22 protein-coding genes and 2 pseudogenes are annotated in these 25,105 nt (G+C 49.8%); 9 read left to right on the top strand and 15 right to left on the bottom strand.

Going from position 1 to position 25,105, the window contains the following annotated elements; all coding sequences use genetic code 11:
* Position 1: 1 nt before the first annotated feature.
* The 3 genes from QZL71_RS08930 to QZL71_RS08920 form a co-directional block, all read right to left on the bottom strand.
* Entirely contained in the window at positions 2–973 is a 972-nt protein-coding gene (locus QZL71_RS08930) for a carbohydrate ABC transporter permease (protein ID WP_294648529.1), read from the bottom strand.
* 102 nt (positions 974–1,075) lie between these two features.
* On the bottom strand, positions 1,076–2,512 hold the full coding sequence (locus tag QZL71_RS08925; protein WP_294648528.1) for a twin-arginine translocation signal domain-containing protein: 1,437 nt from the start codon (positions 2,510–2,512) through the stop codon (positions 1,076–1,078).
* Between the two features lie 85 nt (positions 2,513–2,597).
* The gene (locus QZL71_RS08920) at positions 2,598–3,605 is read right to left on the bottom strand and encodes a LacI family DNA-binding transcriptional regulator (protein ID WP_294648527.1); all 1,008 of its coding nucleotides are present in this window, start codon (positions 3,603–3,605) and stop codon (positions 2,598–2,600) included.
* Between the two features lie 314 nt (positions 3,606–3,919).
* Here QZL71_RS08920 and QZL71_RS08915 point away from each other — a divergent pair, with 314 nt between their 5' ends.
* Complete coding sequence (locus tag QZL71_RS08915) at positions 3,920–4,108, top strand: hypothetical protein (protein WP_097774017.1); 189 nt, start codon at positions 3,920–3,922, stop codon at positions 4,106–4,108.
* Between the two features lie 16 nt (positions 4,109–4,124).
* On the top strand, positions 4,125–6,560 hold the full coding sequence (locus QZL71_RS08910; protein ID WP_097774016.1) for a GH36-type glycosyl hydrolase domain-containing protein: 2,436 nt from the start codon (positions 4,125–4,127) through the stop codon (positions 6,558–6,560).
* A gap of 272 nt (positions 6,561–6,832) precedes the next feature.
* Here QZL71_RS08910 and QZL71_RS08905 read toward each other — a convergent pair whose 3' ends face one another.
* The 3 genes from QZL71_RS08905 to QZL71_RS08895 all read right to left on the bottom strand — a co-directional run bounded on the left by QZL71_RS08905 (position 6,833) and on the right by QZL71_RS08895 (position 10,913).
* Positions 6,833–7,981, bottom strand: a complete 1,149-nt coding sequence (locus tag QZL71_RS08905; RefSeq protein ID WP_294648526.1) for a M20/M25/M40 family metallo-hydrolase — start codon at positions 7,979–7,981, stop codon at positions 6,833–6,835.
* A 68-nt stretch (positions 7,982–8,049) separates the two neighbouring features.
* On the bottom strand, positions 8,050–9,519 hold the full coding sequence (locus QZL71_RS08900) for a glycoside hydrolase family 1 protein (protein ID WP_294648525.1): 1,470 nt from the start codon (positions 9,517–9,519) through the stop codon (positions 8,050–8,052).
* A gap of 17 nt (positions 9,520–9,536) precedes the next feature.
* A complete protein-coding gene (locus QZL71_RS08895) occupies positions 9,537–10,913 on the bottom strand; it encodes a PTS transporter subunit EIIC (RefSeq protein ID WP_294648524.1) in 1,377 nt (458 codons plus the stop codon).
* A gap of 199 nt (positions 10,914–11,112) precedes the next feature.
* Between QZL71_RS08895 and QZL71_RS08890 the strand changes: the two genes are divergently transcribed.
* Positions 11,113–12,105: an AraC family transcriptional regulator gene (locus tag QZL71_RS08890; protein ID WP_294648523.1), complete on the top strand. Its 993-nt coding sequence runs from the start codon at positions 11,113–11,115 to the stop codon at positions 12,103–12,105.
* A 142-nt stretch (positions 12,106–12,247) separates the two neighbouring features.
* Here the strand turns inward: QZL71_RS08890 and QZL71_RS08885 are convergent, their stop codons facing one another.
* The 9 genes from QZL71_RS08885 to QZL71_RS08845 form a co-directional block, all read right to left on the bottom strand.
* On the bottom strand, positions 12,248–13,909 hold the full coding sequence (locus tag QZL71_RS08885) for a recombinase family protein (RefSeq protein WP_294648522.1): 1,662 nt from the start codon (positions 13,907–13,909) through the stop codon (positions 12,248–12,250).
* Positions 13,910–14,107: 198 nt separating this feature from the next.
* Positions 14,108–14,845 carry a DUF3658 domain-containing protein gene (locus QZL71_RS08880; protein ID WP_223387800.1) on the bottom strand — a complete coding sequence of 246 codons (738 nt, stop codon included), beginning with the start codon at positions 14,843–14,845 and terminating at the stop codon, positions 14,108–14,110.
* 12 nt (positions 14,846–14,857) lie between these two features.
* Complete coding sequence (locus QZL71_RS08875) at positions 14,858–15,424, bottom strand: hypothetical protein (RefSeq protein WP_005934531.1); 567 nt, start codon at positions 15,422–15,424, stop codon at positions 14,858–14,860.
* A 202-nt stretch (positions 15,425–15,626) separates the two neighbouring features.
* Positions 15,627–15,908 carry a hypothetical protein gene (locus QZL71_RS08870; RefSeq protein WP_005943373.1) on the bottom strand — a complete coding sequence of 94 codons (282 nt, stop codon included), beginning with the start codon at positions 15,906–15,908 and terminating at the stop codon, positions 15,627–15,629.
* A gap of 2 nt (positions 15,909–15,910) precedes the next feature.
* On the bottom strand, positions 15,911–16,675 hold the full coding sequence (locus QZL71_RS08865) for a hypothetical protein (protein WP_005934532.1): 765 nt from the start codon (positions 16,673–16,675) through the stop codon (positions 15,911–15,913).
* A 47-nt stretch (positions 16,676–16,722) separates the two neighbouring features.
* The gene (locus QZL71_RS08860; protein ID WP_081027705.1) at positions 16,723–16,869 is read right to left on the bottom strand and encodes a cyclic lactone autoinducer peptide; all 147 of its coding nucleotides are present in this window, start codon (positions 16,867–16,869) and stop codon (positions 16,723–16,725) included.
* Positions 16,870–16,882: 13 nt separating this feature from the next.
* On the bottom strand, positions 16,883–17,413 hold the full coding sequence (locus QZL71_RS08855; protein ID WP_005934533.1) for a DUF5626 family protein: 531 nt from the start codon (positions 17,411–17,413) through the stop codon (positions 16,883–16,885).
* A gap of 18 nt (positions 17,414–17,431) precedes the next feature.
* Complete coding sequence (locus QZL71_RS08850) at positions 17,432–17,602, bottom strand: hypothetical protein (protein WP_005924488.1); 171 nt, start codon at positions 17,600–17,602, stop codon at positions 17,432–17,434.
* A gap of 12 nt (positions 17,603–17,614) precedes the next feature.
* On the bottom strand, positions 17,615–18,202 hold the full coding sequence (locus QZL71_RS08845) for an accessory gene regulator B family protein (protein WP_005924490.1): 588 nt from the start codon (positions 18,200–18,202) through the stop codon (positions 17,615–17,617).
* 179 nt (positions 18,203–18,381) lie between these two features.
* Here QZL71_RS08845 and QZL71_RS08840 point away from each other — a divergent pair, with 179 nt between their 5' ends.
* The 6 genes and pseudogenes from QZL71_RS08840 to QZL71_RS08815 form a co-directional block, all read left to right on the top strand.
* The gene (locus QZL71_RS08840) at positions 18,382–19,080 is read left to right on the top strand and encodes a LytR/AlgR family response regulator transcription factor (RefSeq protein WP_005943379.1); all 699 of its coding nucleotides are present in this window, start codon (positions 18,382–18,384) and stop codon (positions 19,078–19,080) included.
* Positions 19,077–20,348, top strand: a complete 1,272-nt coding sequence (locus QZL71_RS08835; RefSeq protein WP_294648521.1) for a GHKL domain-containing protein — start codon at positions 19,077–19,079, stop codon at positions 20,346–20,348. Before QZL71_RS08840 ends, QZL71_RS08835 begins: the two co-directional genes overlap by 4 nt.
* 800 nt (positions 20,349–21,148) lie before the next feature.
* A pseudogene (locus tag QZL71_RS08830) lies at positions 21,149–21,433 on the top strand (VirB4-like conjugal transfer ATPase); the annotation flags it as partial.
* A gap of 2 nt (positions 21,434–21,435) precedes the next feature.
* A pseudogene (locus QZL71_RS08825) lies at positions 21,436–22,995 on the top strand (DNA topoisomerase); the annotation flags it as partial.
* Between the two features lie 43 nt (positions 22,996–23,038).
* A complete protein-coding gene (locus QZL71_RS08820; protein WP_294648520.1) occupies positions 23,039–23,788 on the top strand; it encodes a restriction endonuclease in 750 nt (249 codons plus the stop codon).
* Positions 23,789–23,906: 118 nt separating this feature from the next.
* Positions 23,907–25,105: YodL domain-containing protein (locus QZL71_RS08815; RefSeq protein ID WP_294648519.1), on the top strand; the 1,199-nt coding region annotated here is incomplete at its 3' end.

Below are 25,105 nucleotides of genomic sequence, written 5' to 3'. Positions count from 1 at the left end.
ATCATTTCCCTCCTTTTGCTGCCTTTTTGGCGGCATTCAGTTCTTTGCGCTGGGCGCGGGTCAGGCCGTCATCCTCCTTGGTAAGGGAGAAGTAGACCACAACGCACAGCACTGCACACACGAGGAACAGCACCACCGAGACTGCACCGGCCATGCCGTAGTTCTTGCTGAACAGGTGGTTGTTCAGGTACATGATCATGGTGGTGGAGGTGCGGTCCGGGCCGCCCTTGCCGTTGGTCAAAATCTGCGGCACATCGAACATCTGCAGGCCGCCGATCATGGAGGTGATCATGACGTAAACAAGGATGGGACGGATCAGCGGAATGGTGATCTTCCAGAACATCTGGTTCGGAGTGCAGCCGTCCAGTTCAGCCGCTTCGTACAGGGTGGGATCCACGCCCATGATCGCAGCCATCAGCATGATGGTAGTGTTGCCGAACCACATCAGGAAGTTCATCAGGCCGATCAGCCCGCGGTTGCCCCACACGGTGTTCAAAAAGCTGATGGGTTCTTTGATCCAGCCCATGCTCTGCAGCACGGCGTTCACCGGGCCGTTGTCCGAGAACAGTGCGAAGAACAGCATTGCAAAGGCGGAGGCCATGATCAGGTTGGGCATGTAGATGACCGTCTTGAAGAAGGTCTGGCCCTTCAACTTCAGGCGCAGATCGGTGAACCATGCTGCCAGCAACAGGGAAATGGCGATCTGCGGGATAAAGCCGATGATCCACAGGATCAGCGTGTTGCCAAAGTACTTGGGCAGATCGGTGGCGAACAGGGTAATGTAGTTTTTCAGGCCCACAAAGTTCGGGCCAATGATCTTCAGGCCGCTGCGGTAATATTCAAAAAAGCTGTAGTAAATGGTGGATGCCAGAGGGATCAGCTGGAATACCGCGAAGATGATGAAGAACGGCGCAATGAAGATGTAGCCCCATTTCGCGTAGCTGATCGACCCTTTCTTTTTCTTTTCTCCCATAGGATCGCCTCCTGATAAATTTGCGGAAAGAACAGGGGCGGGCGGGAACAGCGTCCGGCCCGCCCCTGCGTATTCACTTTTCCGTTTTAGGGTCGGCTGCTATTATGCGGGCCACACCACGTCGGTCAGCTCAGGATACTTCTCCTTGATAGCGGTCTCGAAGTTTGCCTTTGCGGTATCTTCGTCCACGTTGCCGGTAAAGTAATCCTTGAATGCATTCTGGAAGCTCTCATTCAGGCCCTGATCGTACGGACCGGCGTTGGACATATCGATCTTGGCTGCAGCCTCTGCAAACAGAGCGATGTGGTTCTGGCCGCCCAGGAAAGCGGAGCTGTAATCGCTGTTTGCGATCTCGTTCATAGCCTTCTCGTTGTTGGTGTAGTCCTGCGTATCCATGGTGATCTGCTTCATGATGGCTTCATCGCAGGTCAGCTTCTGCATAATATCCTTAATGGTCTCGATGTTGTCGCTGCCGGCTGCGCCGCAGATCCAGGTGCCGCCCCAGTAGTAGGGCTGAGGGCCTTCGCACACAGCGTAATCGCCGTAGATACCGTTGCCAACTTCTTCCTTGCCGCCCTCAGCGACAGGAGTCTCCAGAGAGTTGCCCAGCAGGGTGAAGTTGATGCCCCAAGTGGAGTAGAAGAAGCCGAACACCTTACCGGTGGGACCCTGATCGGCTGCCCACTGGCTGTCCCACAGGCTGGACTTGTTGTTATAGCCCTTATCGGTGTACTCCTTGGTTTGATCGACCCACTTCATAATGTTCTCATCAACGGTAACGGTAGTGCCGGTGACCCACGGAGCTGCCACGTTGTTGGAGAAGGTGCGGTATGCATCATCAAAGCCGGACAGCATCTTGTAGCCCTTGGCGGCTGCCTGTGCAGCTACATCATTGAACTTATCCCAGTCGGACAGGTAGGTCTGCACTTCGGCGGGATCATCGGTGCCCAGAACACCCTTGGCGATGCTGCGGCGGTATGCAAACAGACCGGGAGTTGCCTGCCAGGTGGTGCCGCGCTGGCTGCCGTCCACACTAACGATGTCCTTGGTGTACTGGTACTGGCCAGCCAGATCGTCGTCGGTCAGGCCGATGTCTGCCTTGACATCCAGAACGTAATCGGAATCCACATACTTCAGAGCATAGTCAGCCTCGATCAGGAAGATGTCGATCTTGTCGTCATCAGCAGCGCTGTCCTGGCTCAGCAGGGCTTCGTCCAGCTTGTTCTGATAGTTGTTGTTCTCGTTGGCATTGATGGTCCACTTCACAACGGTGCCATCCTTCAGGGTGGTGGTGGACTTGTCGGCTGCAATCTCGGAAACTTCCGGATAGTAGTCGTTGAAGCGGCTCTGGAACTCATCATTCCAGCACCAGATGTTCAGCACCTTGCCCTGTGCTGCGGGAGCAGCGGAAGCAGCAGAGGAAGCCGGAGCAGAAGAAGCGGTGCTGGTGGAAGAAGAACCACCACAGGCAGCCAGAGCTGCACCAATGGTCACGGCACCGGAAGCGAGCAGGAAATTACGGCGAGAGATCTTTTTCATAAGGGTAAACCTCCTTCATGGTTTTCCATTATTTACAAAAGTGTTCTTCATAAAAGGTTCCGTAGCAAGAGCCTTTAGAGACATATTAAAGAATGCTGACCGACCCGCCGTCCAGCAATTTGCCGGAAACGCGGATCTGTTCGGGCAGGGTCACACGCGGGTGCTCGATGAGCTCAATGAGCTTGTCGGCGGCGGTGCGCCCCAGCGCGGTGGTGTTCTGCTGATAGGTCACCAGCTGAGGTTTGACCACCCGCGAAAGGTAGATGCCGTCGTAGCCCATCACCGAGATGTCCTCGGGGATCGAAAGGCCCGCTTCGCTGATGGCGTTGTAGCCGCCCAGCGCAGAGAAATCGTCCGGGAAGATGATGCAGGTGGGCGGCTGCGGAAGCTCCAGCAACGCTTTGGTCTCAGCGGCACAGCGGTCGGCATCATGGTAGATGCCCTCCCGCACATAAGCTTCCGGGATCTTCAGGCCAAGCTCTTCGCAGGCTTGATAGAAACCTGCAACGCGGTTCTCGGTAACGGCGGTCTTTTCGCCGTGGATAAAGGCGATGCGGCGGTGGCCGCAGGCCCATGCCTGCCGCACCAGCGCCTTCAGGCCGAAAACGTTATCCGAGAGGATCGCCATGCGGTTATTGAACACATGATCGATCGTGACCACCGGCACCTCGCTGTTCACCAGCTCCACCACCTGCGGCTCGTAGAAGTTCACGCAGGCGATCACCACACCGTCCACATTGCGATAGCGGCAGTGCTCAAGGTAGCTCATGCTCTTGCCGCTGATATTGTGGTTGATAAAGGTGATGTCGTAGCCGTGTTTCTCGGCTTCCACCTTGAAGCTATCCAGCACGGCGGAAAAGTATTCGTGGGTCAGGCCGCTCTGCCGTTCATCCACGAACAGAACGCCCAGATTGTAAGTACGGTTTGTTTTCAAGGAACGGGCGGCAGCATTGGGCAGGTAGCCCATACGGTGCGCTGCGGCCCGCACCCGTTCTCGTGTGGCAGGCGAGATATCCGGCTGGTCGTTCAGCGCCTTGCTGACCGTTGCCACCGATACGCCGCATTCCTTTGCCAGATCTTTCAGGGACGGCATCGCTCGTTTGCCTCCTTCCGAAGAACGTTTTACGGGGGATGTTCTCCGTCAAGTCCTTAATCGTTTTCGCAATTTCATGATAGCGTATTTTGTACGAAAAATCAAGCTCAAAAGAATAACTTTCGTTGCTTTTGACTCAATTTTGGCGTTTTGCTCGTTTCTGAAGAACCGAAATTGTGCATCTTGGATGGGTTTCGTTACATTTCGGTTAAAATCAAAAGATTTTCGTTGCAGTTTCGTTATGATTTTCGCCGTATATAATATTACCTATAAATTGTGTTTCAGCGTTTTCGCTTACAGGAAGCACAAAAAGCGTGCTTGAAATAAATTTTCTGAAAATCATGGAAACATACGTATTTATGAAAGATACTTTCAGAATTTTTTTAGAAAATCCTCTTGCTTTTTTGGCCTGCTTGGGCTATGCTAGAAGCAAAGAGAATGCTTTGACCGTCTGCCTTAATCGTTTTCGCAAAAGCGATGCCGCCGGGGCTACCGGCAGCTGATAAGGAGGAAGCATTTATGAAATTCGGCCATTTTGATGACGCACGCAAAGAATATGTCATCACCACTCCGCAAACGCCCCTGCCCTGGATCAACTACCTTGGCAGCGAGGATTTCTTCAGTCTTGTTTCCAACACGGCGGGCGGCTACAGCTTTTACCGCGACGCTCGGATGCGCCGCCTGACCCGCTACCGCTATAACAGTTCCCCGCTGGATATGGACGGCCACCACATTTACATCAAGGATGGCGATACCGTCTGGAACCCCGGCTGGCAGCCCACCAAGACAGAGCTGGACAGCTACGCCTGCCGCCACGGTCTGGGCTATACCATTCTGGAGGGTGAGAAGAACGGTGTTTCCGCTGCGCAGGAGCTGTTCGTGCCCACCGGCGATGCCTGTGAGCTGGACCGCCTGACTTTGAAAAATAAGACGGATGCCGTAAAAGAGCTGGATGTGTTCAGCTATGTGGAGTTCTGCCTGTGGGATGCCATTGACGACAGCTCCAACTTCCAGCGCAACTTCTCCACCGGCGAGGTGGAGGTGGAGCCGGCCATCATCTACCATAAGACGGAATACCGTGAGCGCCGCAATCACTATGCGGTATTCTGGAGCAATACGCCCGTTACCAGCTTTGATACCACCCGCGATGCCTTCTGCGGTGTGTATGGCGGCCCTGCAGACCCGCAGGCCGTCCGCACCGGGCACTGCTCCGGCAGCATTGCCCACGGCTGGGCACCGGTGGGCGCGCTGCACATCCATGTCACCCTTGCACCGGGTGAGGAAAAGAAGATCCTCTTCGGTCTGGGCTACATCGAGAACCCACAGGAAGAAAAGTTCACGGCTCCCGGTGTTATCAACAAGGAGCGTGCCCATGCCATGATCGCACGCTATGCCACCGATGCACAGGTGGACGCGGCCCGCAAGGCGCTGGCCGACCACTGGGAAGCTCTGCTCTCCACCTACCATCTGGAATCCGGCGAGGAAAAGCTGGACCGTATGGTGAACATCTGGCACCAGTATCAGTGTATGGTCACCTTCAATATGAGCCGCTCGGCCAGCTACTTTGAAAGCGGGACCGGCCGCGGCATGGGCTTCCGCGACAGCTGTCAGGATCTGCTGGGCTTTGTACACATCATTCCGTCCCGCGCACGGGAGCGCATTCTGGATATCGCCGCCACCCAGTTTGAGGATGGCAGCGCCTACCACCAGTACCAGCCCCTGACCAAGAAAGGCAACCGCGATATCGGCACCGGCTTCAACGATGACCCGCTGTGGCTCATTGCCGGCACTGCCGCCTATCTGCGCGAGACCGGCGACTGGTCTATTCTGGACGAGCAGGTGCCCTTTGATAATGATGCCAGCAAGGCACAGAGCCTGATGGAGCATCTGCGCCGCAGCTTCAACTTTACCGTCACCCACCTTGGCCCCCACGGCCTGCCGCTCATTGGCCGCGCCGACTGGAACGACTGCCTGAACCTGAACTGTTTCTCGGAGCACCCGGGCGAGAGCTTCCAGATCACCGGTCCCAGCGAAGGCCCTGTGGCCGAAAGCGTGTTCATTGCGGGCATGTTCGTCAAGTACGGCCACGAGTACGCCGAACTGTGCGACCACCTGAACCTTGCCGATGAAGCCGCTGCGGCCCGCAAGGCCGTGGACGGCGTGGAACAGGCGGCCCTGACTTCTGGCTGGGACGGCGCATGGTTCCGCCGCGCCTACGATGCTTTTGGCAAGCCTGTTGGCAGCAAGGAGTGCACCGAGGGCCAGATCTTCATTGAGCCGCAGGGCATGTGCGTCATGGCTGGCATTGGCAAGGAGACCGGTCAGGCCGCGCAGGCATTGAAGAGCGTAGAAGAACGGCTGGATACCAAGTACGGTGTGGTTCTGCACCAACCTGCATACACCAGTTATCAGCTCAATCTGGGCGAAATTTCCAGCTATCCTCCGGGATACAAGGAGAACGCCGGTATCTTCTGCCACAACAATCCGTGGATCAGCTGTGCCGAAGCCGTTCTGGGGCATGGCGACCGGGCCTTTGAGGTGTACCGCAAGACATGCCCGGCCTACATCGAGGATATTTCCGAGATCCACCGCACCGAACCCTATGTTTACAGCCAGATGGTGGCCGGTAAGGATGCCCCCACCTTTGGCGAAGCAAAGAACAGCTGGCTGACCGGCACTGCCGCATGGACCTTCTTCAATGTGAGCCAGTATATCCTTGGCATCCAGCCCACGCTGGACGGCCTGAAGGTAGACCCCTGTATCCCACACACGCTGGGCGGCTTCACCGTTACCCGCCGCTACCGGGGCGCAACCTATCACATTGCAGTGGATAATACCGCTGCAGTCCAGTACGGTGTGAAGAGCGTCGCTGTGGATGGCAAGCCCATTGAGGGCAGCCTGCTGCCGCTGGCACCGGAAGGCGCTGTGGTAGAGGTGCAGGTGACCATGGGATAACCTTTACTGCATTTTCATAATTTCTCCTTTGTGCTATTCTGAAAGAACAGCGGCCTCCGCATTACGACCCTGCTTGGCATCATAATGCGGGGGCTTTTTGTTTGGCAGTTTATTTTGCCGGGAATACTGTTTCTGTTGTATCTGTTTTTTCACAACCTCAGCTTACAACAAAAAATGAGATAGGTAACCCCTTTCGGGGAAGTCTATCTCATTTTTTGTTGGAGCTATTTTGCAACGGCCCCCTACTGCCGCCAGAACACCCCATGCTTATTTCAAAAGCAATCGCTTTTCTGATACTCCAGCATCAGCCCAAGAACGATTTTCAATCCTGTGGGCAAGCTGGCAATGTCCACCCACTCCTGCCGGGTATGCGCCGATCCGCCATCTATCGTACCAATGGTATTGGCCGGGATACCCAGCGACAGCGGGATGTTGCTGTCCGTGGAGTTGGGCGTTTCGTCCGGTTCACGGCCTGTGAAGGTGCGAACAATCTCTTTACTTTTTGCCGTGAATTGACCGAGTCTTTTCTGGTCAACAGGGCCGTTGCCGGGACGGATGCCTAGCAGCTCCACCTCAAAATCGCCGCCTCTGCCATTCCAGTGCGCTACAGCACGACGGAATTTTTCTTCCATCTCTTCCAGACAATCCTGTGCGGTGGAACGGAACTCGTACAGCATGGATGCCTGCTGTGCAATGGAGTTGACCGTTGTGCCGCCCTCGATACGCCCTACATTATAGGTGGTGCGGGAGCGTACCGGTGGCTGGATCTGGTACAGTTCATTCACGAGTCCACACAGCAGTTGAATGGCACTGGGGTCGCCAAAATTTGCATAGGAGTGACCACCGGGCGTTTTACAGGTGATCTTATACCGATAAGAACCCACGGCACTGCTGCAGCAAAGCGGCATATAGATATCAAAAGAATAGAACCCCTGAATACGGGTGCCGTACTTGGCAAACAATGCCTTGGTACCGTCCAGATTGCCCAGACCTTCTTCGCAGGCATTCGCCACCACCAGCACACCATATTCCAGCGCGGTTTGTTTCTGGATCAGATATTTTGCAGCCATCAGCAAGTTGACGAGGTTGGCAGTATCATCGCCGATGCCCGGCGCAAATAGCTTGCCGCCCTCTTCCCGCAAGGGAAGATTTTCTACATCTGGGAACACAATATCCGTGTGGGCGGCAAAAACGACCAGTTCCTCAGTGTCCGGCCCCAGTTTGCAGATCACATTTTTAGCGCTGTCGATGCGGACATTTTCTGCCCCTTGTGCCCGGAGCCAATCCCGGCAGAATGCTGCCCGAAAATCCTCCTTTCGGGTCGGCGCAGGCATCTTTCCCAGTGTGCGCAGCAGTTCCAGCTGTTCGGTGCGGCATTCTTCTGCATAAGCTTCCACCTGCGCTTTTGTCTGTTCGTTCATAAAAACTTTCCCTCCCTGAACACGCCGAAAACCGCAGACAGTTTCCTGCCTGCGGTTCCGGCCTTCATTTAGCCTTCTAAGTCTTCACCATTGGTGGCGATACACTTCTGATACCAGTAAAAACTGTCTTTTCTACTGCGAGCCAGTGTGCCGTGACCGGCATCGTCCTGATCCACATAGATCACGCCATACCGCTTGGACATTTCCATGCTGCCGCAGGAGACCAGATCGATAAAGCCCCACATAGTATAGCCAATCAACTCCACGCCGTCCTTGACAGCTTCCTTCATCTGCTCCACATGGGCTTTGATGTAGTCGATGCGGTAGGGATCATGGATGGAGCCATCAGCCTCTACCTTATCCACAGCGCCCAGACCATTTTCGGCAATAAATACGGGCAGCTGGTAGCGGTCGTACACCTGATTCAGGGTGACACGCAACCCCACCGGATCCTTCTGCCAGCCCCACTCGCTGGTTTCCAGATACGGATTCTTGTTGGCCATGATCAGGTTGCCGCTGGTCTTTTCCCAGCCCTGCTCCGTCGTAGACACCTGCGAGAAGTAGTAGGAAAATGCCACGAAATCGATGCTGTTGTTTTTCAGGATCTCAGCATCCCCGGGCTGCCAGTCGATGTGGATGCCCTGCTGTTCAAAATACCGTTCCATATAGGCAGGGTACTTGCCGCGGGTCATTACATCCAGATAGAACCAGTTGGAATACTGGTCGTCCAGGATCATCTGCATCACATCATCCGGTTTGCAGGTGGCAGGGTAGGTGGTGAATCGGGCGATCATGCCGCCGATCTTGCTGCCGGGCAGAATCTCGTGCCCCTGCTGAATGGTCAGTGCATTGGCAATGAACTGATGGTGCAGGCACTGGAAGATTGCGTTCTGATAGTCCTCTTCCTGATCTTCGATCAGGCATACACCGTTGTAGGGGTTGAACTTGCCGGCATTGAACTCATTGAAGGGCAGCCAGTAATCCACCCGGTCACCCAAACGCTCGAACAGGGTGCGGGTGTAGCGCACATAGCACTCCACCGTCTTGCGGCTCTTCCAGCCGCCGTACTCTGTTACCAGATGCAGCGGGATATTGTAGTGCAGAATGGTAGCGAATACTTTGATGCCATGGGCATGGCAGGCATCGAACAGATCCATGTAAAACTTCAGCCCTGCCTCGTTGGGCTGTGCATCATCGCCATTGGGGAAGATGCGTGCCCAGCAGATGGAGGTGCGCAGCACCTTGATGCCCAGTTCCGCAAACAGTTCCAGATCTTCCTGCCAGCGGTTATAAAAATCGATACCATGACGGAACGGATAATGCTCCAGATCCTCAAGGTCTGCAAGAGCGGCCTTGAATTTTTCGTCGTTCATGCGGCGGTTGGATTTTTGGGCGCGTTCTTCCTTCGTCCAATTGGGGTCGAAATACCGCAGATCCTGCGTATCCAGCCCTTTGCCATCTTGCAAAAACGCACCTTCTGCCTGAGAGGATGCCATAGCACCGCCCCAGAGAAAGTCTTTCGGAAAACCTGTTTTCATTATGATACGCTCCTCTCTTACTGTTCCTTCTTGTTCATCACAAAGGAGATCACAAAGCCGGATATCCATGCGATTGCCATAACGATCAGCAGCTTAAAGAAGTTGTTGCCGCCATCCACATAGGTGGCGATGCTGGTGATGCCGGGCATGGAGAACGCATAGGTCACAACACCCATCAGCATGGCGCTGGCACCGGCAATGGCACCGCCTGCCATGGCAGCATACAGAGGCTTCTTTTCCGGCAGTGCAATACCGTACAGGGCAGGCTCGGTAATGCCAAGGATGCAGACCAAGCCGGTAGAAATAGCGGCAGAACGCTGCTCACTGGGCTTCTGCTTGAGTGCCCATGCCAGAACAGCACCGGAAACAGCCAGATTGGAGTAGAAGAAGTTGGGCAGCATATAGTCATGACCCAGAACTTCCAGATTCTGCAGCTCTACAGCAGACCAGCCCTTGATGCCAAAGATAATGGTAAGCGGAATGATGCCGCAGAACAGCGCACCTGCAAACGGACCAGCGTGGGTGAACAGCCATGCAAAACCACTGGTCATGCCCTTGGCGATCCAGTTGCCCAGAGGAACGGCAAAACCCAGAAACAGCGGTGCAGAGATCAGGAAAGACAGCGCACCGGAAAAGACGATGCGCAGATTTTTGGGCATATGCTTGTCGATGAGATGGAAAATGATGGAGAAGATCCACACCGACAGAATAACCGGGAAGATAGAACCCTTGTAGTTATAGGCAGGGATATTGATAGGGCCAAAGGCATAACCGGTGATGCCTTCTTTCGGCGAGAGGAAGGTGGAGTACATCAGGATACCGGCAGTCATGATGCCGAAGATCTCCTTGACCTTGAACCGCTTTGCTGCTGCGTAGCCAATGATGAACGGCATAAAGTAGAAGGGTGCATCGCCCACAGCGTTGAGCACGGTGATGATATCCGACTTGGACGATACCAGACCGATCGCAGTGAGCAGGGAGACAATACCCTTGATCATACCGCCTGCCACAATGGCATACAGACCGGGCGTCACACAGGATGCCAGTGTATTCAGACCCCGGGTGATGATGTTGGGCTTTTTCTCCGGCACATCATCTGTGGCAGGCTCTGCCTCCACAGCACCGCCGGCAGCCACACCGGACATTGCAAGAAACTCTTCGTACACTTCCGGCACGGTAGTGCCGATGACGCACTGGATCTGGCCGCTGGATTCTACGACCTTCAGAATGCCGCTGACTTTACTTAATTTATCCATGTCCACTGCGTCACGGTTGACCGGAACGATGCGCAGACGAGTGATGCAGTGAAATACGTTCTTGATATTTTTGCTTCCGCCGACAGCGTCCAGAATTTCTGTACAAAGCTGCGTATATTCAGATTTCGTTGTACTCATGAAAAGTCCTCCTTGTGCGGGGCACCGCAGTTTTATTCTGGCTGCTGTCGCTTGGATGTTCCCAATGCGTGCAGCCTGCATTCGTTCTTTCTCTTGCCGGCATCCTTATCATACCGGATTTCGACAAAGTTTTCAATTTCCACAAAAAAGGACTTAACTTACCAAACTTAATATGATATGCTTGCTTTGAGGTGATACCATGACCAATCAACAGCTGGAAACATTTCTATTTCAGTACACCGAATCGGAGCAGCGGCATCTCCGCGAACAGCCACCGCAGCTTTCGCCCCGCTATCGCAATATCCCCAAAGTGGTCTATAACGGGCGGGAGATGTACCAGTTCAATTTCGGAAGCCTTTTGAAAAATCGTTCGGTTTGTGTCAACAAGGAATCCCGTTTTACCGTTATTCCAGAGCATATCCACTCGGTGATTGAATTTTTGTATGTGTATTCCGGACACTGCACCCAGATAATCAACGGTCAGAGCATACAGATGGCGCAAGGCGATATCTGTATGCTGGATACTCATGTCCCCCACAGCATCGAGCCACTGGGCAAAAACGATATCGTCATTACGATTGAAATGAAAAAGGAATATCTGACACAGGGCTTTTTACAGCGTCTGGGCAACAACGGTATCATCAATGGTTTTTTGATCAACACCCTTTCTTCGGAGGCGGCTCACGACCAATATCTATTGTTCCACAACCGGGAGGAGACGCCGATCCATGCGGTCATTCAAAGCATTCTCTGCGAATCCTATGACCCACAAATTTGCGGCGACAAAATGATCGATGCCTATATGATCGTGCTGTTCTGCCAAATTCTTCGACAGTACCGCAGTCAGAGCTTTTCACCAAAGGCCAAAAGCCAGTGGAAGATCGTGGATATTCTGGATTATCTGGAAGCAAACTATCTAACCGTCACCTTGCAGAGCACCGCCGACCATTTTGGCTTCCATCCCAATTATCTCAGTGCTTTCATCAAAAAAGAAACCGGGCGCACCTTCAAAGAACTGGTTATCCTGCAAAAAATGTGCCAGGCCTGCTTTTATCTGACGAATACAGATTTCCCCATCTACGAAATCGCACAAAAGGTCGGCTATGACAATCTTGGTTTTTTCTACCGGAAGTTCACTGAGCTTTATCATATGACGCCACAGGAATTCCGGGAGAGGAAGGCTTACGCATAAGATTGGATAATCGTTCAATTTTCCGAAGAATACAAAAAATCCGAACACTTCTCCTATCGAGAAAAGGTTCGGATTTTCTATTTTAGCGGCAGCCTCCCGGTAGACATTCCTACAGGTTGGGAACCGCAGCGGAATCTGGTGGTCAGGGCCTTACGGGTTGCGTTTTCTGATTTTTCTGCAGCCCCTTGGCAGGGCTTTGAAAAATCAGAACGCGGCCCCAGCAACTCCTCCCTGTTTCAGCCGCTGGCTGCGGTCGTCGTCGTTGCTGTTCAAGTCCTCTTCCGCACCGAAAAAGAAAAACCAGTACACATTGTGTACTGGTTTTTCTTGGTGCAGTAAAGCAATCCAAATCCGAACCATTTTCCTTTGATGCGGCTTGGGCCGCTTCCTCAAACGTGATGGTCTGTGTACCTTCTTTATAGTTAAAGGTTATCAAAACCTTATCATCGTACAGATAAATCGAATTGATGAACGTATCCACCAACGCTTGCCTCTGGTCTTTCAGGCTCATGTCCAGTTTACGGAAGCGCATCAGCCAGAAACGGATAAATTCCTCTTTGATTTTTGGCTTTGCCAGCTTTTCTTCCGCAATGCGGGCTTCAAGCTCACGCTTGGTTTCTTCGAGCTGTTCCAACCGTTCCTTGGTGGAACTGGTGAGGATTCCGGCTTGAATTGCGTTGAGCATATTCTGGATACCCGATTCTGCATCCCGGAGCTGTTTCTCATAGAGAGGAAGGTTGGTGTTCTCTCGGTCTTGCAGCTCCATGACCTTGGCGATAATGGATTCCATGGCGGCATCGTCCCGGACAAGCTGCATGGTCTGGTTCACCACCAGATCTTCCAGCCACTGTTTGCGGACAGTTTTCTTCTTGCAGCCCTTCTTCTTTTTGGCCGTGGCACATTTATAGTAGCGGTGGACTTCTCCCGTCCGGCTTGTGCCGCTTTCGCCAAACATCAGCGCACCGCAGCAACCACAGTGCAGCTTGGTTGTCAGCAGGTAATCGTCCTCTGCCTTTCTTCGGGCAGGGGCTTTCTTGTTTTTGGCAATCTTTTCCTGCACATCATCGAACAGTTCCAGCGGCACGATGGGCGGAATCGCATCCGGCACGACCACATCCCGGAATTTCAGTTCTCCGATATAACGCCGGTTTTTGAGCATGTGCTCCACGCTGTTGTAAGTAAATTCGCCTCCGACCGGGTTCTTGATGCCGTTTTCATTCAGCCAGTCCCGAATCTCTTTCATCGTGAGGCCATCCCGATACTTCGTGAACGATTCCAGCACGAAAGGGGAGGCAAGCGGGTCGATGTGAAATTTCCGCTCGGAATCCAGCGTATATCCAAACGTTCCACGACCACCGTTGCAGCGGCCTTTCAGGATGTTCTCTGTCTGTCCACGGACAACCTTTTCGGCAAGGTCGGCAGAGTAGTATTCTGCATAGCCCTCCAGAACCGATTCCAGAATGATACCCTCTGGCCCCTCGGAGATGATCTCCGTAGCCGACATGAGCTTGACACCGTTCTTCTTCAGCTGGGTCTTATACCGGGCACTGTCGTAGCGATTCCGGGCAAAGCGGTCAAGTTTCCAGACCAGAACAATATCAAACAGCTTCTTGTCGCTGTCCTTTATCATCTGTTGGAATTGAGGGCGATTATCCGTCTTGGCAGAGATGGCGCGGTCAATGTAGTGCTTGACGATAGTGATGTCATTCTTTTCGGCATAGGCCGTGCATTCACGAATCTGGCCTTCGATGGATTCTTCGCGCTGGTTATCACTGGAATAGCGGGCGTAGATCACAGCGGTCATGGCAAGCACCTCTCTTTACACGTCATTGAACGGTGGAGCGTTCTTTCAAAGCACTGTTTCGTATAATGTATATACCATGTTTTGATGGAGAAATCAAGACTTTTTATTATCTTCAGTTTTTCTTTTTGAACAATTGACCCAACAGCCACCCCTCTCGTTGAAATGAGGTGACTGTTGGGCCGACTTGCTCGGATTCCTTTATTCTTCGTTTAGCTGGACGATGGTATTATAAAAGATTTTGTTTGGAATAACGACTTGAAGAACACCCTTTTTCAAAAGTGCTTCTATGCGTTTCATGACATACCAGTCACTTACCGGAGCAGAAATCGCTTTTAATACGTCTGCGGTAAGTTCACCAACCGAAATAGGAATTCTCGATACTAAACTAATAATTCTCTGGTCGAAATAATCTATGTTAACGCTTTTAACATCGTTCGCATGCCAAATACGCATGGAGGTGTTTTCGTTTAATAGCTTTCCCCATCTTTTGGCATACTCAGTAATAGTTTCTTCCGTCAAATACTTTTGTGAGATCTTATCGGTTTTCCCTTCCATAAATTCTTTCAGACCTTCTCTGGATGCAAGCAAAATTCTATTTGTACCATACTTTGCTGCATAGTAACAAATATAATAAATGCCGCACCAACAATCGGCAGAACTCCTGACCCAAACACGCAGTGGCTTATGATTTATCATATCACATTGAACCGCATTCGCTGTACCATGATATTTCGACCACAGTTGTCTAGCTTCAATTTGGCTGTCAGGATAATATTCTGAAAGGCAATTCACGAATTGTTTGCAACGATATTCTGAATCGCAAGCATATTGAAGTTCTCCCATTGATAACATAAACGGAAACAACTTTACACTTTCGACGATGCCTAAAGCTGCTAACATATTGACATCACTGGGTTCAAAAACAATTTCATCCATAGCTGGTCAAAATCATAATTTCGGGATGGTAACTTGTGTAGTTGCACTCCAATAGATTGGTTTGCTTGAGCCAACCACTCCAAAATAACACCCAACGCTGCAATCAAGATAAGTTCCAACATCATAGAAGTCATATGTATAGGTTGTATTATATATACTTTGTTCTGGAACTAGTGCTGTCGTTGAAAATGGGCAGCTTCGTTCGATGTTATCGGAATAGCTCGTGTAGTAATCCGTTCCTGAAACATTTTTTATTAAATCCGGGCCAATACCGACGGTAGTTCCACTCATATAAAAGCCCAATCCATTGGCCTTTGTATAAAGAACTCTCCATGTTCCATCAATATACGATACAACTCTTGAGCCGTCTGTATTAGAAACAGGAATGCGCATTGGAACCTCGGCCAAAACATAAAATCCGAGATTCTCTTGTTCTTGCACAGAAAGATTGAGAAGTTCTTCTATCGAATAATCATCGATCTTTCTCTTATTTCCAGTTGCAAATGCTGGCTGAATGGTCAGGAGAAATAAAACCGTGACCAATAGAATGGAAATCAGCCGTTTGATTTTGTTAGTCATAGTATACTGCCTCCTAATTTATTTTTTTCTTCACTCAATACACTAAAGCTCCATTGGAATCACCTTCATTAAATTTTCCCCTTCAGGTGTATACTCCTCGGCAAATAAATGTGAACCATACAAATGCTGAAACTACTAGAATACTGCTGGAATAGAAAATATTGTGACCTTACACTGCTTTGGGTGATTACTTTGCTTTCCTTCATTGAATAGCTAGAACAACAGCTACTATCAAGAACAAAGTTGAAAGCCCAAGCTGAACCCATGCAATTTTTTCGTTTTCGGCATTGTTACAGCCTTTGGAGGATACTGCCACTTGGATATAATGCACTGCTACGATTCCATATGAGAAAAACAAAGAAGCCCAAGCATAAGGTACTGCGCTTTTATCTGTCAATCGGACAAGATTACTAGTCCATACTGAAATGCAGCCCCAAAGGGCAAAAGGAGCAATAAGAAAAAAGTTGCTTTTGCCTTTTTTCATTCTTAGCCTCCCACAGCTTGATGGTACGATTTTGTAGTATCCATAAGGTGTCCACCGGAATCATACGAATACAAAATATCATGATAGCAATGGGTATAGTAGCTATTATCATATGCGAAATGGACTTCATACAGCGATTGATTTATAACAACTTTCGATGGAGAAGTAGCTAGAACCACACTAACCAAAAAGGATCCAACCGTAACAGCAGTGCTTCCCGGCAAGTGCAACCCAGTAATTAAAAGGCTTGCTGCAGTTTCAACTCCACCAATCTCAATTTGCGCAATCGCCGTATTGTCAATTGTATAGCTGAGATTTGATACAAATATATGCTTATACTGTGATCCTGTAACATCACTTCCAACAGTGGCTCCCCTTGTTTGAGGCATAGATTTTGAAGTTGCTAATTTCAAAAAGACATCATAGCTTTGATTGGTCAATTTGCTTTTTTTCGTTTTTTGGGCTTTCGTATAGACAAGTTCACCTGTACCATCTTCTTTAACGCTCCGGTTCAAGGTAACATTTTGTCCATCAATATCAGTAAAGCGAGTTACTTCAATGATCGTATTTTTATCTATTTTGTAGGACACTTGCACAGTTCTTGCAACAGTAGCCACCAAATTTTCACGGTCGCTTTTAGAAATAATTTTTGTTTTACTGATTGCACTGTCTGCAAAAGCCGTTGTCATTGGCAAATTTTGTAAAGCGGCTACTGTTATGCCTAAACATAAAGTTTTCAAGAATTCTCTTCGAGATACATCTTTCATATTCTATCACCTCACATCGTTTTTGATATAATGTCTATCATATGAGTTTAGTTGCGATCAAGCGATTCAGGGACATCCGGCTGATACGCTGTAAAGCAGCAGGTGCTATTCACACTTAAGACTGCAATCGCCATTGCAAAAGCACATGTAATTTTACTCAGGAAAAAAATCAGTTTTTGTGAATTCTGTTTCATATTGTCCTCCACATTACATAGAATACGTTACATCGACTTCATTGTTTGTTCCGCGAGGAGTTCCCTTCAGCCAGCAAGTATGAGAAGCAATACCATTATAAGCGTTACTGGTAAAGGTGAGTTTTGCCGAACTGGAGTTATACGTCAAACTTGCATCACTATATGTGGAACCCAAAGTTGTAATCGAATAGTCCCATGCATTTGTGACTTTGTTATTCGTCACTGTCATATAAAAATATGCATGAATCACCACTCCCTTATACGAAACCTTCCAAGAATTCGACGATTTCGCTACACGAGAAATTGAATTGTCCACTGACTCGATAGTAATAGTTGCTGGATCACCATTACTGTCAACTACCGCAATTGCGAGCTTCTCGTTTGCCTTCAGTTGATCGAGATTGCTAAAAGTAACAACATTGTTCTTAACGGTAGCTTTCGGTGAATTCGATTCAGCGAAGGCAGACTGAACGCCAAACGACATTACAACCGCAATAAAAAGCAGACTCGCCGTAAGTTTTTTGATGAATTTTCTTGTACTCATGATCACATTTTCCTTTCCTTATTTTGATTTGATTGCTTTTACGACTAAATAAATGACCAGTATGCCGATGCAGAGCGAAATAATTGTCAATGCCTCTGCCGTTGCATTAAGGCAAGCACCAATAAAATAAACCAATACCAAAAATGCAACAAAAGCGATAAGAAGCAGCACCCATTTGTTTTTTTTCATGTTATCACCTCCCTATCTACAAAAGTTGGCATTAAATTTTTGTTGAACCAAAGGAATTGTTGAGAATACAATCAATACCCATTTGGAGAGATAGTAGCAAACTACATGACGTGTATACGGAAGCACATTAAAAATGGCAAGCAGGAAATCTATTGACGAAAGAACAGATGCGACCATCTTGTAACTTGACCGCTTCTTTTCACTTAAAGGCTTATTCTTTGCTTCGATAGGTGAGAGAAAGATAGAGATGCCCAAAAGAGCTACTGTTGTCAGGATACGGAAAAGGTGATTTGCTGCGATTGCCTTACTTAGCAAAATGCAGATAAGTGCCAGTCCGGAGAATGCCAAATAGCATCTGGTGTGCGATGTTGCATGGTATCCGCCAATGTAGATTCGCTGTGGGATAAACCCAATCAAAAATGAAAGTGCGTACCGCACATCACCACACACAACAGCGATTAAAACAACAAGCAGAACGCTCACAACAGATGATATGAGCAACTCGTACCCATAGACATACGCATCCGCCTTTGCTTCATCTATCACTTTTTGCTCGCAGAAAAGACGGACTGATTTTTGAGACAGCGTGCGTTCCCACATTGCAGTTGCGCCACCTTATCTTCTGATTTTTGCTTCACTGTATCATAAATTTCAGCAAAATCAAGAGGTTTGGCAAAACTGGTCGTTCTGGTGACAAAAGTGGTAGGTCAGGCTACTTGTAAGGAGCCTTTGCACAGTCTATAATAGTAGCAGGACATTATTTTGTGGAGGTTGTCGAAATGCTGAAGTACCACGTTGCAGTCTGCGATGATGAGAAATCAGACCTTGATGGCATTGTTCAAAGCGTCCAGCAGTACGATGTGCAAGGCTGCTTTGACATTGAAACTTACATGGATGGAAACGAACTTCTGAGCGAATTGCAAATGCAGAAGAAATCCTTTGATCTGCTTCTTCTCGATATCGAGATGCCATCCAACGGTTTTCAGCTGGCGCAGTCTTTGATCCAAATGGAGAAGCATCCTTTGGTGGTATTTGTCACGAAGCGGCATGAGTACGCTGTGCAGGGATATGGCGTTGCATTCCGCTACCTTGTCAAACCTTTGGATCAGACACTGTTCGCTGCGGCAATGGATGCCGTCCTTCAGGAACTGAACTCCAAACATTTTACGATCGAATACGATGGTATTACCATGTCCTTGGAAACATCGGACATTTACTTTCTGGAAAGCCACGGACATAAAGTTCTGATTCACTGTAAGGAGCAAGACCTTACATTGCGAATGAGCATTCCTGAAGCCTTGGAGCAACTTCCCAAACGGTGCTTTGTGTCACCACACAAAAGTTATCTCGTCAACATGGAACACATTGTTTACGCTACGGGAACCGCTGTTTTTCTTTCCAGCGGACATCAGCTGCCGATTAGCAGGAGGAAGCGTCAGGAGTTCAATCAGATCTTCAACGCTTATTTGGGAAGATGATGCTTTATTATTTCGTTGAGTTTGCAGGGAGCTTTGCCAACATTGCCCTGTTGCTGCTTTTTATCGGTCGGCTGTTTCCCAAAAAGGAACCCGTCTCAAGGTGGTTCTATGCGTCATATGTTGCACTCTTGATCGCTGGGCAGTGCGCTTTGAGTTTATTCCCGGATTGGGTAACGCAGCGCACGATCTATCTTTTAGTTGGCGGATTTTTCCTTGCATTGCTGTTCTATGAGGTTCGACCGTGGCAGGCGGTTTTTGCAAGCGGAGCTTTCTTCACACTGATTGCTTTGGTGGAAGTGCTTGCAATGCTTCTGATTGGGCTGCGTATCCCGGATACCGACATTCTAATGCAGGCTGGGGCAGCACGGTTGGTCTATGTTGTTTTTTCAAACCTGATTCAAATTCCACTCGTAGTCCTGATCTCACATTTTTTCAGCCGAAAAGGAAATGCTCTGCGTATCCTATGGCTGCTGCCGATCATTGCGATTCAAATCGCAAGTATTGCTGTCTGTTATGTGGCACAGTATCATGCTGCGGATGAGTATTTCCCGGATTATATGGTCGGTCTTATGGCGGTGCTTCTCCTTATAAACATCCTGATCGTGTTCTATGTGGAAGCTCTCCGGGAAAATGAACTGGAAAAATTCAAAGTTAAGTTCAACGAACAGCAGTACAATCTTCAAATGGAATACTACCAGCAGCTCAAAGAACGCCAGGAAGAAGTCCGTTCTCTGCGGCATGATGTGAAGAAATACATCCTGGCGATGCAGGCAGTTGCAGAACACGGTGATACCGAAGAACTTCACAAGATTGCGCAGGCTGCCACGGATGTTTTCGAGCGTCCCACAAATATTTCTGCGGTCGGAAATCCTGTTGTTGATGCTCTTTTGAATTATTACTTACGAATTGCGGAAAGGAATAACATCAACGTCAAACTGGATGTGACGATTCCTGAAGTCCTGACGATCTCATCGTTGTCTTTGAGCATCATTATCGGAAACACATTTGACAATGCCATCGAAGCCTGTTGCGACCTGCCAGCGGAACAGAGAATCATTCATCTACAGCTGCGCAAGCAGTATCGAAGCCTCTTCTATCGGCTGGAAAACCCATACAGTGATACTTCTCGCGGAATCCGCATCGGAGAGTATCACGGTTACGGACTAAAAAATATAAATCGTATCGTTCAGGAGAACCATGGTGACTTCTATACGAAAAAGAAAGACGGTGTGTTTACCGTCCAAGTCCGCCTGAACTGCGAAAATTAAAACATTCTCCTAAAACATTGCTTTGCTTTTGCTTGTACTTTGTGTGTTTCATTCATCTGATGTATTCATTATCCTGAAGTGTTGACACACATCAATACTTATGTTATCATTCCCAACAAATCCACAGCGATTTCTGTAAAGAAACGATTCTGTGCGGTTTTATTTCCTGCGAAGATTTACCGCCCCGCAACACACCCGATCATTTTGCCGTCTGTTTCACCCGACAAAATCCTTCGCCTGTACTGCGTGGGCGGTATTTTCTTTTTGGGGAAGCCGTACCTTGAGAATTTCATGAGCCGTCCGAGCGTGATACCGGCTTTTCGGCCAACGCCGCTGCAAAACAGGGGCAGGAACTTCGTTCGGAGCAAACGGCGATCAACATACACGAGCAGCGGAACTCTCTACTTATTTTTGCGTCTTAACAATTCGGAAACAACTTTCGGAAATGCGTTTTGAGCGCAGCGGTGGAGAGCAAGAACCGTCCCGTGGCCACAAATTTTCAATTCTTGAAAATGTTGTGCTCCACCGGGACTTCACATCTGCAACTCTTGCGAGTTTTGATGTGATCTTGTTGGGGCGTACCTGCCCCAAACCCTGCTCATATTCGCACCTTGCGGTGCGAAAGAACGGCGTGTCGTGCTTACATAGCTCCACCGAGGAGCTAGCGAAACGACAGGAGGTTCAATGAACAAAACGAATGTCAAAACGAAACCCAGCACGACCCACCGCCACGACACGCCGAACAACAAAACGCACATCATCAAGTTCCGTGTGACGGAAACTGAAAAGATGGAACTCCAATTCAGGAGCAGAAAAAGGCTGTCCGTTCCGGGTACGACATGGACATCCTGCCCAGCGACCTTGCCACTTACGGCGAGGACGCCAAAAAGCTGCTGAACAAATTGCAGACCCGGAACGAACGGCTTTTCATGCTGACTTTTTTAGTGCTGAATGTGGCCGACACCAAGCAAAAGCTGGGCAACGATGTGTTCCAAGCGGCGGGTGTGGCCCAGAAGTACAACTGCTCCCTTGTCCGGCTGGACTACCAGCAGGAGCAGGGCCTTGTGTCCAGCCTTCCGCTGGGTATGCAACGCGACTGTTTTCGGTGCTGTATCACAAAACCCTGACGGTAGGCCGGGTGCAGACCCCGACGCTGAAAATGCTGGTGGACCGGGATGCAAAAATCCTGCGCTTCCAGAAAGAAAAGTATTACACGGTCGGCATCCATTCCGGCAGCCTGAAAGCAGACAGTGGGCGCATTGCGGATGCAGAAACCGCAAATTCTCTCAAAGAAAAATGCACAGGTGCAAATGCAGTCTGCACGTCCATTCGGCGAGAGAAAAAGGCGGAACAGCCGCCCAAACTTTATGACCTGACCACCTTGCAGCGGGAGGCAAACCGCCTGTTCGGCTTCACGGCAAAGCAGACCCTTGACTATGCCCAGCAGCTTTATGAAAAGAAACTGCTGACCTATCCCCGCACGGACAGCCAATATCTGACCGAGGACATGGGCCAGACGGTACAACATCTTGTGTCTGATCTGCTGGGGCTGCTGCCCTTTGCCCAAGGACTTGCGCTGACTGCGGAAGTGGGCCGGGTACTGAACAGCAAAAAGGTATCGGACCACCACGCCATCATTCCCACTGCTGAATTTGTAAAACAGGGCTTCACCGGCCTTGCGGAAAGTGAGTGCAAGCTGATGAACCTTGTCTGCGCCAAGCTGCTCTGCGCCGTGGCTGTACCCCATGAATACGAAACCGTGGCCGCCGTGTTCTCCTGCGCCGGGAACGAGTTCACCGCCAAGGGAAAGACGGTGCTTATTCCCGGTTGGAAAGAGATCGACCAGCGGTTCCGCGCCACCCTGAAAGCCGATACCGAGGAAGAAGTTTTGAACGCACTGCCGGAACTGGCCGAGGGACAGAACTTTTCCGTGACAACTGACATTTTGGAACATTTCACGTCCCCGCCAAAAGCCTACACCGAAGATACGCTCCTGTCGGCAATGGAGCGGGCAGGGGCCGAGGATATGCCGGAGGAAGCGGAACGTAAGGGGCTGGGCACTCCGGCCACCCGTGCGGCGATTCTGGAAAAACTGGTGCAAATGGGCTTTGTGCAGCGCAAGGGCAAGCAGCTTGTCCCCACCAAGGACGGCATCAATCTGGCGGTGGTTCTGCCGGAAAGCCTGACCTCTCCCGCTCTGACTGCTGAATGGGAAAACCGTCTGACCGAGATTGCCAAGGGCAATGCAGACCCGGACGAGTTCATGGCCGAAATTGAAGCGCAGGTGCGTCAGCTGATCAAGACCTACTCCTGCATCAGCGCGGACAAACAAAACCTGTTCCAGTCGGAACGGGTTATCATCGGCAAGTGTCCCCGGTGTGGTGAAAACGTCTACGAGGGCAAGAAAAACTTCTACTGCGGAAATCGTGGCTGTCAGTTCGTAATGTGGAAGAATGACCGCTTCTTTGAGCAGCGAAAAAAGGTGTTCACCCCGAAGATCGCCGCCGCTCTGCTCAAAAACGGTAAGGCAAAGGTCAAGGGCCTCTATTCCGAAAAGACAGGCAAAACCTATGATGCAACGGTGCTTCTGGCTGATACGGGAGGCAAGTACGTCAATTACCGAATTGCGAGGGATTCTATAATGTGATAAAATAAACTTAACTAAAGGAACTTTGCAGGAAGATGCCGTAATGAAATTTACAGATAGATGTCCAGCTACTTGGAAAGAGTTGCAGGACGATGTTGCGCTGCTTCTAAATCAATCGGGATATCGAGCAGTTAGCCCTTGTACAATTGATACCGTCCGTGGTAAAGTGGAAGTTGATGTTTTGGTCGAATCTCCTGATGAATTGGTTAAAAGAATTGTGTGTGAATGTAAATTTTGGAATTCTTCAGTTCCAAAAGAAAAAGTTCACGCATTCAGAACGGTTGTACAAGATTCTGGTGCATCATTAGGTCTTTTGATTTCACAAGCTGGCTTCCAATCCGGTGCGATTGAGGCTGCAAACCTTTCAAATGTACGTTTGATGACGTGGAATGAATTTACAGATATAATTGCAGACAAATGGACATTAACGCGATTAAAACAGCTCAAAATGGAATCTGTCCCATTGTCTGAATACACTAGCTCTTTTCATTTTCCGTTTGATGACTTAAAAGATGAAGATGTCGGACGCTATCTAAAGGCTTGTGACAAATACAGGCCTTTGCGTACTACCTGTTGGGAAATCACTAGAAAAGATTTGAAAGAAAATGATTCTTTAACGGATTTTTGGTATAAAGGTTCGGAGTTCACAACAATCGAAAGCTATCTAAATTTTCTTTCAGATCAAGTAACAGCAGGTCTAAAAGAATTTGGCGAAATTCTTGCAAATTCCAATATCACAATTCCACCTGAACGGCTTGAAAAGTCGTATGGGTATATTTATATGTCCCTTTAACAGATTCCGGATAAGTTCATAATAAAATTACGAGGGCCGGTTATGGTAAGGTGAAGCATTCATTTTGCCATAACCGGCTCTCTCTATCCGTAGGATAGCAAAAAAGGAGTGTGACCAAATGAGCGAATTATTTTCCATCCAGCTGCAAAATCGGCAGCATCAAGGCAGGGATGGCGTCTGGCTGGACCTGCCCACTACAACCGAACAGGTACAAGCGGCCCTGCGGCAAATCGGCATTTCGTCCGATAATCCGCAGGGCCTTTTCGTTTCCGGCTACTTTGCCGAGGAAGAAAAACGCTTTGCAATTCCTTATAACATGGTGCTGGCATCCAATGTGGACGAACTGAACTTTCTGGCATCACGACTGGAAACACTCTCTACCGGGGAACGTGCAGAACTGAACGCCGCTCTGCAAGCCCCGCAGAGTGAGCTTTCCAGCATCGGGAAAATTACCGACTTTCCCGAAAACGTGGACTATTATGTACATCTGCCAGAAGTACACGGGCCTGCCCAGCTGGGCGACTACTACTTGAACCGCTCCGGCATGGTGGATATGCCAGAGGAATGGAAAGGAGGCATCGACACGGCACAGTTTGGCCGGTATGTGGCCCAGCAGGAGCAGGGAGTGTTCACCCAGTACGGCTACCTTGTCAAAAGCGGGGACGAATGGCAGAAAGTCTACGAGGGCCAGCCTGTGCCGGAGGAATACCGGGTGCTGTCTTTTCCTGTATCGGAAATCCTGCGGGATGCGGCCAACATCCCACCGCCGGTACAGTCCACAACAGAACAGCAGAAAGTTATTCCCATCATCTACCAGCTGCGCAATGAGGATTCCACCCGCGATTACCGTTTTGAGACCTACGACCGCCTGCAGGCCGCTGGCCGGACTGTGGACAAGGCCAACTATATGGAGGTGTATGCCGCGCCGCTGACTGCTGGTACCACATTGGAGGACATCTACCGTACATTCAATGTAGACCATCCGGCAGACTTTAAGGGGCATTCGCTGTCCGTTTCGGATGTGGTGGTGTTGCATCAGAACGGCCACGACACCGCCCACTACTGCGACAGTGTGGGCTTCCAGCAGGTGCCGGAGTTCTTACGGGAAAATCCGCTGCGCACCGCAGAACTTTCCACCGAACAGAACAGAAATATGATTGATGGCGTGCTGAACAATGCGCCCTCTCTGGGCGAGTTGGAGGCCAAAGCAAAGGCCGGAGAACAAAACTCACTGACGGACCTTTCCGCCGCAGTCAAGGCCGAGGAAAAGGCACCGAAAGCCAAAAAGTCCCGCGCAGCTAAACCGAAAAAGCCGTC

The organism is uncultured Faecalibacterium sp. (assembly GCF_900066275.1).
GTDB classification, from domain to species: domain Bacteria; phylum Bacillota; class Clostridia; order Oscillospirales; family Ruminococcaceae; genus Faecalibacterium; species Faecalibacterium taiwanense.
The sequence above is the reverse complement of the archived record's forward strand: the minus strand, read 5'-3'. Positions and strand labels throughout refer to the sequence as shown.

Coding starts and splice junctions, on each gene's coding strand:
- QZL71_RS08865 (WP_005934532.1), bottom strand. CDS start 16,675: ATGAAAGATGTATCTCGAAGAGAATTCTTGAAAACTTTATGTTTAGGC.
- QZL71_RS08850 (WP_005924488.1), bottom strand. CDS start 17,602: ATGAAAAAAAACAAATGGGTGCTGCTTCTTATCGCTTTTGTTGCATTT.
- QZL71_RS08925 (WP_294648528.1), bottom strand. CDS start 2,512: ATGAAAAAGATCTCTCGCCGTAATTTCCTGCTCGCTTCCGGTGCCGTG.
- QZL71_RS08870 (WP_005943373.1), bottom strand. CDS start 15,908: ATGAAAAAAGGCAAAAGCAACTTTTTTCTTATTGCTCCTTTTGCCCTT.
- QZL71_RS08895 (WP_294648524.1), bottom strand. CDS start 10,913: ATGAGTACAACGAAATCTGAATATACGCAGCTTTGTACAGAAATTCTG.
- QZL71_RS08920 (WP_294648527.1), bottom strand. CDS start 3,605: ATGCCGTCCCTGAAAGATCTGGCAAAGGAATGCGGCGTATCGGTGGCA.
- QZL71_RS08900 (WP_294648525.1), bottom strand. CDS start 9,519: ATGAAAACAGGTTTTCCGAAAGACTTTCTCTGGGGCGGTGCTATGGCA.
- QZL71_RS08855 (WP_005934533.1), bottom strand. CDS start 17,413: ATGAGTACAAGAAAATTCATCAAAAAACTTACGGCGAGTCTGCTTTTT.
- QZL71_RS08880 (WP_223387800.1), bottom strand. CDS start 14,845: ATGGATGAAATTGTTTTTGAACCCAGTGATGTCAATATGTTAGCAGCT.
- QZL71_RS08835 (WP_294648521.1), top strand. CDS start 19,077: ATGATGCTTTATTATTTCGTTGAGTTTGCAGGGAGCTTTGCCAACATT.
- QZL71_RS08890 (WP_294648523.1), top strand. CDS start 11,113: ATGACCAATCAACAGCTGGAAACATTTCTATTTCAGTACACCGAATCG.
- QZL71_RS08860 (WP_081027705.1), bottom strand. CDS start 16,869: ATGAAACAGAATTCACAAAAACTGATTTTTTTCCTGAGTAAAATTACA.
- QZL71_RS08910 (WP_097774016.1), top strand. CDS start 4,125: ATGAAATTCGGCCATTTTGATGACGCACGCAAAGAATATGTCATCACC.
- QZL71_RS08885 (WP_294648522.1), bottom strand. CDS start 13,909: ATGACCGCTGTGATCTACGCCCGCTATTCCAGTGATAACCAGCGCGAA.
- QZL71_RS08840 (WP_005943379.1), top strand. CDS start 18,382: ATGCTGAAGTACCACGTTGCAGTCTGCGATGATGAGAAATCAGACCTT.
- QZL71_RS08905 (WP_294648526.1), bottom strand. CDS start 7,981: ATGAACGAACAGACAAAAGCGCAGGTGGAAGCTTATGCAGAAGAATGC.
- QZL71_RS08930 (WP_294648529.1), bottom strand. CDS start 973: ATGGGAGAAAAGAAAAAGAAAGGGTCGATCAGCTACGCGAAATGGGGC.
- QZL71_RS08875 (WP_005934531.1), bottom strand. CDS start 15,424: ATGACTAACAAAATCAAACGGCTGATTTCCATTCTATTGGTCACGGTT.
- QZL71_RS08820 (WP_294648520.1), top strand. CDS start 23,039: ATGAAATTTACAGATAGATGTCCAGCTACTTGGAAAGAGTTGCAGGAC.
- QZL71_RS08845 (WP_005924490.1), bottom strand. CDS start 18,202: ATGTGGGAACGCACGCTGTCTCAAAAATCAGTCCGTCTTTTCTGCGAG.